Source organism: Lampropedia aestuarii (assembly GCF_004803635.1).
GTDB lineage: Bacteria > Pseudomonadota > Gammaproteobacteria > Burkholderiales > Burkholderiaceae_C > Lampropedia > Lampropedia aestuarii.
The window spans coordinates 16,151-27,771 of record NZ_SSWX01000034.1; the positions used below are offsets into that span (position 1 = coordinate 16,151).

General features: G+C 57.2%; 8 protein-coding genes. 2 read left to right on the forward strand and 6 right to left on the reverse strand.

The genetic code is table 11. The features are described from left to right. Positions 1-3 precede the first annotated feature (3 nt). The gene (gene pgaA / locus E8K88_RS17105) at positions 4-2,415 is read right to left on the reverse strand and encodes a poly-beta-1,6 N-acetyl-D-glucosamine export porin PgaA (protein WP_168797383.1); all 2,412 of its coding nucleotides are present in this window, start codon (positions 2,413-2,415) and stop codon (positions 4-6) included. Between the two features lie 805 nt (positions 2,416-3,220). Next, complete coding sequence (locus E8K88_RS17110; RefSeq protein ID WP_136407891.1) at positions 3,221-4,096, reverse strand: EamA family transporter; 876 nt, start codon at positions 4,094-4,096, stop codon at positions 3,221-3,223. Positions 4,097-4,168: 72 nt separating this feature from the next. On the opposite strand from E8K88_RS17110, the gene E8K88_RS17115 reads away from it, so the two are divergent. After that, positions 4,169-4,663, forward strand: coding sequence for an Lrp/AsnC family transcriptional regulator (locus E8K88_RS17115; RefSeq protein ID WP_136407892.1), 495 nt, complete (start codon positions 4,169-4,171; stop codon positions 4,661-4,663). A 162-nt stretch (positions 4,664-4,825) separates the two neighbouring features. Here the strand turns inward: E8K88_RS17115 and E8K88_RS17120 are convergent, their stop codons facing one another. The 4 genes from E8K88_RS17120 to glcD form a co-directional block, all read right to left on the reverse strand. Beyond that, the gene (locus tag E8K88_RS17120; protein WP_136407893.1) at positions 4,826-5,992 is read right to left on the reverse strand and encodes a porin; all 1,167 of its coding nucleotides are present in this window, start codon (positions 5,990-5,992) and stop codon (positions 4,826-4,828) included. A 505-nt stretch (positions 5,993-6,497) separates the two neighbouring features. Continuing rightward, positions 6,498-7,751, reverse strand: coding sequence for a glycolate oxidase subunit GlcF (glcF, locus tag E8K88_RS17125; RefSeq protein ID WP_136407894.1), 1,254 nt, complete (start codon positions 7,749-7,751; stop codon positions 6,498-6,500). A gap of 49 nt (positions 7,752-7,800) precedes the next feature. Beyond that, complete coding sequence (gene glcE / locus E8K88_RS17130) at positions 7,801-8,898, reverse strand: glycolate oxidase subunit GlcE (protein WP_136407895.1); 1,098 nt, start codon at positions 8,896-8,898, stop codon at positions 7,801-7,803. After that, the gene (gene glcD, locus E8K88_RS17135) at positions 8,898-10,397 is read right to left on the reverse strand and encodes a glycolate oxidase subunit GlcD (RefSeq protein WP_136407896.1); all 1,500 of its coding nucleotides are present in this window, start codon (positions 10,395-10,397) and stop codon (positions 8,898-8,900) included. Before glcD ends, glcE begins: the two co-directional genes overlap by 1 nt. Before the next feature lie 404 nt (positions 10,398-10,801). On the opposite strand from glcD, the gene glcC reads away from it, so the two are divergent. Continuing rightward, on the forward strand, positions 10,802-11,566 hold the full coding sequence (gene glcC, locus E8K88_RS17140) for a transcriptional regulator GlcC (RefSeq protein ID WP_136407898.1): 765 nt from the start codon (positions 10,802-10,804) through the stop codon (positions 11,564-11,566). The last annotated feature ends 55 nt before the right edge of the window (positions 11,567-11,621 follow it).

Below are 11,621 nucleotides of genomic sequence, written 5' to 3' on the forward strand. Positions count from 1 at the left end.
GGCTTAAAACAGATGGCTGAGATTGAATCCAAAGAAGACGGCACGCTCGCGCAGCCCATCATACGGCCGCCAGGTCAGACCGGTTTGAAAGCCCAATTCGGTGGTGTCACTCCAACGCAGCTGCTGGCCGTAACGCACTTGTTGGTAGCGGCCTTGGCCATAGTCCTTTTGGGAGTAAACACCAGCGCTCACGTTGAGCTCTTGGCGCCAAGTGCGTTCGTAGGAGCGCCAGATCAAATGGCGAGCGGTCAGCCCAGGCAATACACTCCAGTCTCTGGCGGGCGCAAAGTACGGGCCCCCAGGCGCGGAGTTGCGGCTGGTGTAGAGCTCTAAATTCGCATCAAGCTGGACTTTGGCCTGTGTTAGCAAGCGCTGGTGGCTGGTGGCCGAGACCGCCCAGCGGCGGTTGTTGTCGCTAAAGTCCATCCAGCCGGTGCTCAGACTGACGCTGGTACTTTCGTGCGCTTGCCAGCGCATGCCGAGGTTGAATTCATTGGCGGTCACGCCCGCACGCAGTGCGCGCAAAGGGGTGTTGGCGCTGTTGCGTGCTGCATCGGCGCTCAGCTGCCAGTGGTCATTGAGGTCCTGGTTGGCCTGCACACGCAAGCCGGTATAACTACGGCCAGAGGAGCGCAGTGTTGAGATTTCAAACTCAGCGGCGGTGTCACGATCTACCCATTGCGCACCGGCACGCACTTGATTGGATTGGCCGTAGCCCTCCAAGTAGCGGCCACTGCGGCGGTCCAAGCCCGCAAATAGGCGCCAGTTGTAGTTCAGAGGGGCTGAGTAGCCCACTAGGCTGTAGTGCATCGCGCCCTCGCCCAAGGCGGTGTTGCTATTGGAGTCGCTGTATTCAGCGGCCATGCGCACTTCGGCTTTTTGGCTCAGTTGCCACTCACGCATCACCCGCTGCGCGCTTGGGTCTTCTGGGTAGCGCGCAATGACGTTGTGCACCAGGGCTTCGGCGGTTTTCCAATCGCGCAGTTGCTGGGCCACTCCCGCTTGCTCCAGCATCAGCGCTGGCGCGCTCGGATCTTCATTGGCCTCGATGATTTTCAGCTCTTGTGCGGCTTGGCGCGGCAAGCCGCGGTTGCGCAAGGTGCTTGCCAAACCCAGGCGGATGTGGGCATCACCTGGGCCTAAGGCCAGCATGCCCTTTTGTTCGGACTGCGCCAAAGCGAGGCGATCGGCAAAGAAGTTGGCACTTGCGCGCTCACGTTGTGCTTCACTCCAGCGTGAGTTGGGGACGGGGTCGGGATTGCCTGGGATGTACCTGAGCATCGGCTCTTGCGCCAAATACTGCTCAGCATAGTCGCGTGCTTTGTCTAGCTGCTCAGTCTCGACCAAGCTGTAAAACACACCGACCTGGGCGTTTTCGTACATATCGGGGTCGCTGATTTTGCTGCGCTCAACAACGCCTGTGTAGATCTCCAGGGCTTGCTCGGGCAGGCGCTGTTGTAGTGAGGCCGCGCCTACGGCCATCAGTGCATAGTCAGGAATGGCTGGGTTCTCGGTGCGCAGCTCGGCATATTCTGACAGCACTGTGGGGGCATCTTTGACCAGCCATAAAGCCACCAGACGGTCGAGTCTTGCGCGGCGAATGTCCTGCGGCAATTGCGCATCTGGAGGCGCCAGCCGCCATCTGGCCAGCATGTGTTCGTAGTACAGCAGTGCGCGTTTGGCGATGTCCAGGCGCTCAGCTTCGGTACTGGTCGCGGTCCTGGCGATGCGAACAAGCTCGGCAGCGTAGTCGGCCTCTAAGGCCCGCAGCAAGCCAGGGGTGACCCAGCTCCATTGTTTGGAAGCAATGGTATTGAGGGCCTGCTCTGGCATGTCGGCATCACGCAAGCTCAGCAAGTAAATCGTTTGCGCCTGCCGGTTGTCAGGCGCCAGTTCAATGGCCTGTTGGGCATGGCGTAAGGCTTCATACGGTTCTTTGGCTGCGCGCTCCACATAAGCCCGTGTCAGCAAACCTGCCAATCGCTGTTCGGCAAAACGGGCTTCAAAGTTGGCCAGTACTTCACGGGCCAGAGCATATTGGCCGCCGTCTGCCAAAGTGGCTGCGTGTGTCAGATACCAATCGCTTTGATCGGGCTGGCGCTCAATGGCCAGTGCGATGAGCGAGGCAGCCAAGTCCCAATGTTGTAAATTGCGGTAGGCGCGTCCGACGGCGGCCAGGCTGCTCGCTTGCAGTGGCACTTGTTGCCGGTAAGCCAGGTAGGTCGCAACGGTTTGTTTGTCATCGCCGGCCCAGCCACTCACGAGTAACCAGTCATTGATTTGCGCTGGTGTCAGTCGATTGGCCTTGGCCTGCTCTGCAAAGTATTGCAATACGGGAGCGGTGGTGCCGTCGCGCGCTTGCATAATCAGGCTGTCATAATCGGCTGCGTATGCGCCCAAAGAGGCCACCAACACAAAGGTTGCTAATGCGTTTCTGGTGTAGCAGTTTGGCGCAGGCATGGAGTGATAGGGTTTTGGAGTCGAAAGGAATGGACTGTTTGTGGCCTGCATTCAAGGCAACAGCCCAGTTGCTTCAGGGTTGCCAATTATAAATTTCAAAGAAAATAGGAAAACTCCTGGCAGCAGCTGGCAGTCATCATGCGCGCGCGTCGGCTTGCAACGGACAGAAAAAAACCAATTAGCCAAAGCACGTATCCGTTATGGCTCGTTCGTTATGGCTCGTTGTAAAAGCTTTCAACCATATACGAAAACAATTTAACTAGGTTGGTGATGCGCCGACGGGCAGAGTTGTTCAAGAAGTGTATCAATGTCGCGACAGTTTGCATTGTATAAGTGGCTGCAGTTTCGGGCTATTGACGTGTGCACGAAACTGCCTTCGAGGCCCTCGAGCAGACCCTATGGCTGCTGTCACTTCGTTTTTTGATGTATGCCTATTATTTGAGCAGCTTAGCCTTTGCTATAGGGCCATCCCCAGATGCAGAGGCAGTTATCCACAGGTTTGTGCACTCTTACTGTGGATGCCGGGTGCTATTTGCCCGCGTGAGCGATGTGCCGGTTTACCGGTTTGCCGGGGCAGTTTGCTGCAAGTCCTGTGGTGCATCGGGACCACAGCCCGGTCTCGCAATGCAAAAGGAGGCGCAGTAAGGCATCTATTGCCAGGCATCTATTGCCGCCTAGCCATCGCAGTGGACACAGCGGGCAGCAGCAATGTGCTTTTTTGTGCTTGAAGGCGACTGCGCGGAGATGATGAACCGACCGCTTAGCGGCGCGCGCGGTGGGCAGAGGCAATGCTGCCGATAGAGGCCAGCATGATGCACAGAATAGCCAGCCACTGCGCACTGCTGAGCGTTTCATGCAAAAACACGAGGCCGGCCAGCGCGGCCACTACTGGCTCAATGCTCAGCATGATGCCGAATGTTTCTCTCGGCAGGCGTTTGAGCGCATACATTTCCAAGGAGATCGGAATGGCACTGGAGACAATCGCCACGCCCAGGCCAAACAACAGTATTTCGGGTTGCAGTAGCGCTGCACCTGCATGCACGACGCCTACTGGTACAACTACAAATGAGGCTGCCAATAGCCCCAGTGAGACGGACTGGCCTGCATGCAAATGTCCAGCTCGTTTGCCAAAAATAATATACGTGGCCCAGGCTGCCGCAGCACCAAAAGCCCAGGCCACCCCCACTGGATCCAAGCTGTGGGCACTGCTGCGAATGGGCAGCAACAAGGCCAGGCCCAGTACCACCAAGGCAATCCACAGGTAATCGAGGCGGCGGCGCGAATAATACAAGGCGACTGCCAGAGGGCCAATAAATTCAATGGCGACCGCCACACCAAATGGAATGCTGCGCAGCGCCATATAAAACATCAGGTTCATGCAACCCAGTGCCAGGCCATAGCGCACAACTGCGTGCAGGTCTATCGTGCTGATCGGCCAGCGCCAAGGGCGCCAGAGGATCAGCAACACCAGGGCTGACATGCCTACCCGCAGTGCGCTGGTGCCTTGTGCGCCAATCACGGGAAAGAGTTGTTTCGCATACGAGGTGCCAAGTGCCAAAGCGCAAACGGCGCAAATGACAGCGATGGCTGGCAATAATAAGGCTGGGAGAGGGCTTGGAGAAGAGGTGGCTTGCATAGCACGCAACTATATTGCGTCGAGGGGTAATTATTTATTGAATTTACTATGTTTTTATGCAAGATTGACTCTATGTCTTTGTTCAATGCCCATTTTCAACTCGACCAGTTTGATATCCAGATTCTGGCCATGCTGCAGCGTGACAGCCATCTGTCTCAACGCGTGATTGCCGAGCAAGTGAGCCTGTCGGCACCAGCAGTACAGCGCCGTATCAAGCGCCTAGAAGAAGCCGGTGTGATTCAGGCCTATGTGGCGCTGTTGGAGCCGAGCAAAGTGGGGGCGCCGATGCTGTTGATGATTGAGGTGCAAATTCACAATGAAAAGCAGGCATTGCTGGCGCCCTTGGAGAGCCGTATTGCGCGTGAAGCGGCGGTGCAACAGTGCTATTTCATCACCGGCCAGGCCGATTACCTGCTGGTTGTGGCCGTGGCCACGATGGAGGAGTATATGGCGCTGACGCAACGGCTCTTTGAAGCCGATGAGAACGTCAAGCGTTTTACCAGCTCGGTCGTGCTGCGCCGTGTCAAAGTCGGGCTGAGTTTGCCGCTGCCCACTTTGGGGCGGTGATGTGCAGCTCAACAGGGTGCGCTTGGTTCAAATGCGAGATGTGAGAGCGAAAAAAAGGTGCTTGCGCACCTTATGAAGTTTTACCTTGGATGAATTCAGGTGGATGGCCTGCGTTCTGTGAGCTGTCTCACCCAACGCAGGCCTTGGCGTGAGGGCGTTGCGTTAGAAGCGGTGGCGAATACCCACGGTCACGCCAGTGCGGCTTTTTGCGCCGTTGGCTGCACCACTTGAGTCACTCAGAGAAACGTGGTCGCCATTGAGTTTGGTGTAATCCACGCCGAAGTATGCATCGGTGCGTTTGGAGAATGCGTAATCCAGTACGGAGGAGACAAAGTGTGCTTTGCCGTTTGCAATGTTAGTGCGGCCGCTTTGCTTGGCATACCAGTAGTGCGTGCCCCAGTTCAATTGTGGCGTCAGCTGGTAGCCGACCCCGACCGTGACCATTTGGCGTTTATTGGCAGCGGTAAAGGCTGCGCCACTGAAGCCGCCGTTGACCGTGCCAGCCCACAGTGAGCTGAGGGTCGAGTAGTCGATATTGCACTGTACGCTGGTGCCGCAGTTGGCCTGGCCATCCAGATTGTGTTTATTCTCTGCGTAGGCTGCATTCAAATACCATGGGCCGGTGCGGTATGAGCCACCGAATGCATAGGCCTTGAGTTTTTTGCCGCTGGTGCCGAAATCACGCTCCAAATAGCCGCCGCCAACGGCCCAGCCGCCATCTGCCCAGCGCAAGTAACCGCCGCGGGATTTGCCGCCGGTCGAGAAGGTGCCTGGCACGCCGGCTACAGAGGTCGTGCCTTCACCTTTCCAGGTGGCTTGCAGGCTGAGGCGGAACTTGCCGAGTTCAGCGACATATTTGACCAGGTCGTTGCTGCGCGCGCCCACCGACATGCCGATTTCTGGTTTGAAGGCCTCCATGTAAGGCGAATAGGGGTATGACGCAAAGGTACTGGTGTAGAGGTCAAACAGCGCGTTGTATTGGCGGCCCAAGGTCACCCGGCCCCAGGAGCTGCTTTGCAGACCAACCCATGACTGTTGGTAGCCGGCGCCAACAATAGAGCCCGTTGTGCTCTCAATACGTTGCTCCAAGTTGGCCAGCACTTTAAGGCCGCCGCCCAAGTCTTCGGTGACGTTAAAGCCGATGCGACTTTGCGACATACCGCCAGGAATCATCTTGGTCGATGATCTGCCATGGTTGCCCAGTGGTCCTTCATTGCTGGTGTAACGCACGGCAGCATCGATGATGCCGTAAAGCTGCACGGTAGACTGGGCATACAGAGGGAGTGACGCACTGATGGCGAGCATGCCCAGCGTGAGTTGTACCTTCATGGTGTCTCCTTATCTGGCTATCGAATATGTGCCAGTTTGTTAATGAACCTGCGCATGAACTATTTTGGACAGAGTGACCTGGCTGAGCTAGCCCCTCAAGAGCATGGTTTTCCCGCTATGTGTCGCATTGGAGGCACGCTGCTCGTCATCCCTGTTGACAGTGGTGAAATCCGAACTTGGTTCGGTTCAGGTCAGGCAACAAAATGAATGCCTGCAAGCGTTTGCGGCGCACTGCGTGAGTGCGCTTTGGTGCTGATAGGGATCGGCTCTGACGTGGTTTTAGTGCCCATAAGCAGCCTATTGGAGTGTTTGGAGCCAGTTTTTTAATGGCCTAGGCCGCTGTGTGTTGCGTTGTTTTTCTACAAATTGAAGCAAGAATCAAGCAAAAAATGCCTTTTTGCTGAAGTTCAGATGTGCAAAAGGGGCACTGTGCCAGTGCCCCTTGGAGTGTCAGAGTGCAGGCGCTGCCTCTGCGCAGGGCGCAGCAGCGCCCAATATGCGGAACTTACACGCTCATTGTGAAATTCACACGCTGTGATTGCTTGGCCAAGGCCGCGTCCACCATCTCGACCCAATGGCGCACTGGCGTTCTGCCTGCGCCATCGAGGTGGGTCTGACAGCCAATATTGGCTGTGACGATCTGGTCAGGTTTGCCGCTCTCGAGCGCATCGAGTTTGTTGTCGCGCAGCTGTTTGGACAGCTCAGGCTGGGTGACTGAGTAGGTGCCCGCTGAGCCACAGCACAAGTGCGCATCGGGCACGGCCGTCAGGTTAAAGCCCAGGCGAGTGAGCACGCTTTGTGCTGTGGCGCCGAGCTTTTGTGCATGCTGCAAAGTGCAGGGGCAATGAAAGGCTGTCTTCTCGTCTGACTGAATGCGGATGCTCTCCAGATCCTCTTCTGCCAGCACTTCAATCAAGTCTTTGGCTTTGGCACTGACGATCTGCGCTTTGTCTGCGTATTCGGGATCATTGCGCAAAACATAGCCGTATTCCTTGACGAAAGCACCGCAACCGCTAGCGGTTTGAACTATCGCCTCAACGCCTGCCTCCAGGTACGGCCACCAGGCATCAATATTGTCTCTGGCACGGTCAAGTCCATCCTTGGCCGCGCTCAAATGGTAGTCAACAGCGCCGCAGCAACCGGCTTCGCTGACCGGCTCGATGCTGATGCCCAGGCGGTCCAACACGCGCGCGGCTGCAGCATTGGTATTGGGCGAGAGCGTAGGTTGTACGCAGCCTTCTAGCATCAGCATGCGGCGCTCATGCCGCATCGGCGGGCGAGTGCCCGCAGGCGCAATCGCATGAGGCATTTTGCTGCTCAAGCGTTTGGGCAATAAAGGTTTGATCGCCTGACCGGTCTTGAACAAGGTTTTGAACAGCACCGGGCGCGGCAATACCTGGCGCAAACCTTCGCGCAGCAAACGCTCTTTGGCAGGGCGCGGCACGCGCGCCTCGATTGCGGGGCGGCCAATTTCCAGCAGCTTGTGATATTCGACACCAGAAGGGCAGGTGGTTTCGCAGTTGCGGCAAGTCAGGCAGCGGTCCAGATGTTCCTGGGTGGCGGCGGTGACTTCGTCTTTTTCTAAAAACTGTTTGATCAGGTAGATGCGCCCGCGTGGGCCATCGAGTTCATTGCCTAACTCTTGGTAGGTAGGGCAGGTGGCATTGCAAAAGCCACAGTGCACGCAGCTGCGCAGAATGCGCTCGGCTTCGGCGGCGTGTTCCAGTTGTTGGGCAGCAGGGCTGAAATTGGTTTGCATGGGGCGGTCTCTTAGTGTGCGGTCTCAGCAGGTGGCGTTCGCTGGCGCTTTACAAGCCGGCAAACATGCGGCCAGGATTGAATATGCCATGCGGATCGATTCGCGCTTTCAAGTTGCGGTGCAGGCGCAGCACAGTGGGGGCCAGCGGGTGCAAGGGGCTGTCTGTCACGCCCGGTGTGAAGCAGCTGGCATGGCCGCCAGCTTGTTCTGCCGCCTGACGAATGTGCTCGGCTGGCGCATCGCTGCGCAACCAGCGTTGTGCTCCGCCCCAATCGATCAATTGGTCACCATCGAGCTGCAGTGGTGGGGCCCACGCGGGCAGTGACAAACGCCACAGCGGGCGAGGGTCTTGTGCAGTGCTGAAAAATGGCAGTTGGTGTTCGCGCAGTGCGAGCCAATAAGCCGCGTCAATCTCTTGGCCGCCAATGCGTTCGTGGGCGGCGCGCACTGAGCCTTCATTGCCTTCAAAGCGCAGTGTCAATGCCTGACCGTCATGGCTGGCCGCACTAATGGGCAGCGGTTGCTGACCCCATTCACGCAAATGGCTCAAGGCCTTTGCCAGAGGCATTTCCTGGCGCACACTGATGCTGCAGCGCGGTTTGGGCAGCACTTTGAATGAGGCTTCAGTGACTACGCCCAGGCAACCCAAGCTACCGGTCAGAAGGCGCGATATATCGTAGCCGGCGACGTTTTTCATGACTTCGCCGCCAAAGCGCAGTTGTGTGCCCAGACCGCTGATCATGCGTGTGCCCAGCACAAAGTCACGTACCGCGCCCGCCCATGGCCTGCGCGGTCCAGACAGACCAGTGGCGACCATGCCGCCTACGGTGGCGCCGGGGCCAAATGCAGGCGCTTCGCAGGCCAGCATTTGTCCGCCACGCTCCAGCGTGGCATTGAGCTCGGCCAATGTTGTGCCAGCGCGCGCTGTGATGATTAGCTCGGTGGGGTCATACGAGACAATGCCGCAGTGGCCTGTCACATCCAGGCTGGGCAAGCTGGTATCCAGCGGGCGGCCATAAAAGTCTTTACTGCCGCTGCCAGCAATCCGCAGCGGCTGGCGCTGGGCGATGGCCTCTTGTACTTGGGCGAGCAAGGCAGCGCTTTGGTCCTGCCCGGCATTCGGGTCAAACAATTCGTTCAATAGCATTAAAAACGCTCCAACTCGGGGTGGGGCAATTGGCCGCGGTGAATATGCATGGCGCCAAATTCAGCGCAGCGGTTCAACGTGGGGATGTTCTTGCCAGGATTGAGCAAGCCTTCCTCATCGAAGGCGGCTTTGACGGCATGAAAGAAGGTGATTTCGTCGCTGTTGAATTGCGCGCACATCTGGTTGATCTTCTCGCGCCCGACGCCGTGCTCGCCAGTGATGCTGCCGCCGACTTCCACGCATAACTCCAGAATTTTTCCGCCCAAATGTTCTGCGCGTTCGAGCTCGCCTGGGGTGTTTGCATCAAACAGAATCAGCGGGTGCATATTGCCGTCACCTGCGTGGAAGACGTTGGCCACGCGCAGGCCGTATTGCTCGGACAGCTCGGCTATGCCATTGAGCACTTTGGGCAGGTGGCGGCGCGGGATCGTGCCGTCCATGCAGTAGTAATCGGGCGAGATTCGACCCACGGCCGGAAAAGCGTTTTTGCGACCTGCCCAGAATTTGGCGCGTTCGGCCTCGTCCTTGGCCTGCTGCACTTTTGTCGCACCTGCCTTCATCAGCACGTCGCGCACCAACGCGCAGTCCTCGTCCACATCAGATTCAACGCCATCGAGCTCACACAGCAAAATCGCTTCGGCATCGAGCGGATAGCCGGCGTGGATGAAGTCTTCGGCAGCGTGGATGGACAGCTTGTCCATCATCTCCAGCCCGCCTGGAATAATGCCTGCGGCAATGATGTCGCCTACGGCACGGCCCGCCTTTTCGACATCGTCAAAACTGGCCATCAAGACCTTGGCAACCACCGGCTTGGGCAGTAAGCGCACAGTGACTTCGGTCACTATGCCCAGCATGCCTTCGGAGCCGGTGAACAAGGCCAGCAAGTCAAAACCTGGTGCATCAAGGGCATCGCTGCCCAGTGTGACCGGCTCGGCATCAATGGTGAGCATGTCGACCTTGAGCACGTTGTGCACTGTCAGACCGTATTTGAGGCAATGCACGCCGCCAGCGTTTTCGGCCACGTTGCCACCAATTGAGCAGGCAATTTGTGACGAGGGATCGGGTGCGTAATAGAGGTCGTAAGGTGCGGCTGCTTGCGAGATGGCCAAATTGCGCACGCCCGGCTGCACGCGCGCAAACCGGCCTGGTGCATTGACTTCCAGTATCCGTTTGAATTTGGACATCACCAGCAGCACGCCCTTTTCTAGCGGCAAGGCGCCGCCAGACAAGCCCGTGCCAGCGCCGCGTGCCACTACCGGCACTTTGCGCTCTTTGCAAATGCGCAGCACGCTGGCGACCTGGTCGATATGCTCGGGCAGCACCACCAGCAGTGGCTGCGTGCGGTACATCGACAAGCCATCGCACTCATAAGGGCGCAGGCGCTCGGCATCATGCAGGATTTTGAGTTCAGGCTCAGCGGCCTCAAGCGCTGCCAGCAGCGCGGCTTTATCCACATCGGGCAAGGCGCCGTCGATGCGTTCATCGTAGAGAATGTTCATTGTTGCAGACGCGGCAAGCGCGTAAACCATGGTTGCTGCATTATCCAAAGCTGCAGACTTGGATTCAACCATTTGCATGACTGGTATGACCAGTTTATGATGGGAGATCCTTTTTGTTCTCTTTAGAACTTTGAAAAACTCCTTGATCAATAAATTATTGTCATGTGAATAAATCTTATTTGTATCTTGTGCGATGCAGTTGGCAAGCGCCATTTTGACAATGCAGACGTTAATGGTCATCTGGTATGACCAGTTGGTGCCTATTCACAATCTCCGCGACTGCGCCGAGGTGATGAACAGGCGCTTAGTAGGCGATGCATCAGGCTTTAGACACCAGGACATTGATGAGCAAAAAACGCAGTATTGAATCGCCATTGCGAAGCCATGAGCAAGCCACAGTGACGATGCCTGCACCGTCACTGCAAGTGGCTGACCAGGTGGCCGCACATATTGAACAGCTGATCGTCAATAGTGTGCTGAAAGTGGGACAACCCCTGCCATCAGAGCGGCGCTTGATGGACAAGCTGGCTTGCTCCCGATCGGCTCTGCGCGAGGGTTTGCAGATATTGCGGGGCAAAGGCCTGATTCGAACCGAGCATGGCAAGGGCTCGTATGTGCAGTCGCTTGACGCAATTGGGGATGCAGGGCCGCTGCGGCATTTGTTCTCTTCCCAGCCGCGTACCTTGTTTGATTTATTGGAGGTGCGTGTACTACTGGAAGCAGAGGCTGCGCGCTTGGCCGCAATGCGTGCCACGGCGGCTGATTTGATCATGATTCGCCGCCATTACGAGGCTTGGCAACAAGCACAGGCTGCTAATCACCACAGTGCCACTGCCGACCAACACGCCAGGCGAGACCATGCATTCCACCGCGCCATCAACGAGGCCTCGCACAACCCGATTTTGGTGCATATGCTGGAGTCGCTCAGTGAGCTGATGCTCAGCACTGTGTATGCGTCGGTGCGGCATTTGTATGTGAGGGCCGATACCAAGGCGACGATTGACATGCACCATGCCAGTTTGTTCAAAGCCATTGAAGCCAGAGACCCGCAGGCGGCGCAACAGGCAGCACGTTTGCACGTGATGGAAGTGCGCGAAAGCCTGCGAGAGCTGGAATATGAGGATGAGCGGATTGTGCGTGCAGACATGCGCTTGCATGGCTGGGGCTGAATGAATCGACCAGTATTTCCTCGGCAGTTTTGAGCCTCATGGAATTGCGTCTCTC

Bases quoted from the DNA above. Each gene is read 5' to 3' on its own strand.
- E8K88_RS17110 (WP_136407891.1), bottom strand. From the start codon at position 4,096: ATGCAAGCCACCTCTTCTCCAAGCCCTCTCCCAGCCTTATTATTGCCA.
- E8K88_RS17115 (WP_136407892.1), top strand. From the start codon at position 4,169: ATGTCTTTGTTCAATGCCCATTTTCAACTCGACCAGTTTGATATCCAG.
- E8K88_RS17120 (WP_136407893.1), bottom strand. From the start codon at position 5,992: ATGAAGGTACAACTCACGCTGGGCATGCTCGCCATCAGTGCGTCACTC.
- glcF (WP_136407894.1), bottom strand. From the start codon at position 7,751: ATGCAAACCAATTTCAGCCCTGCTGCCCAACAACTGGAACACGCCGCC.
- glcE (WP_136407895.1), bottom strand. From the start codon at position 8,898: ATGCTATTGAACGAATTGTTTGACCCGAATGCCGGGCAGGACCAAAGC.
- glcD (WP_136407896.1), bottom strand. From the start codon at position 10,397: ATGAACATTCTCTACGATGAACGCATCGACGGCGCCTTGCCCGATGTG.
- glcC (WP_136407898.1), top strand. From the start codon at position 10,802: ATGCCTGCACCGTCACTGCAAGTGGCTGACCAGGTGGCCGCACATATT.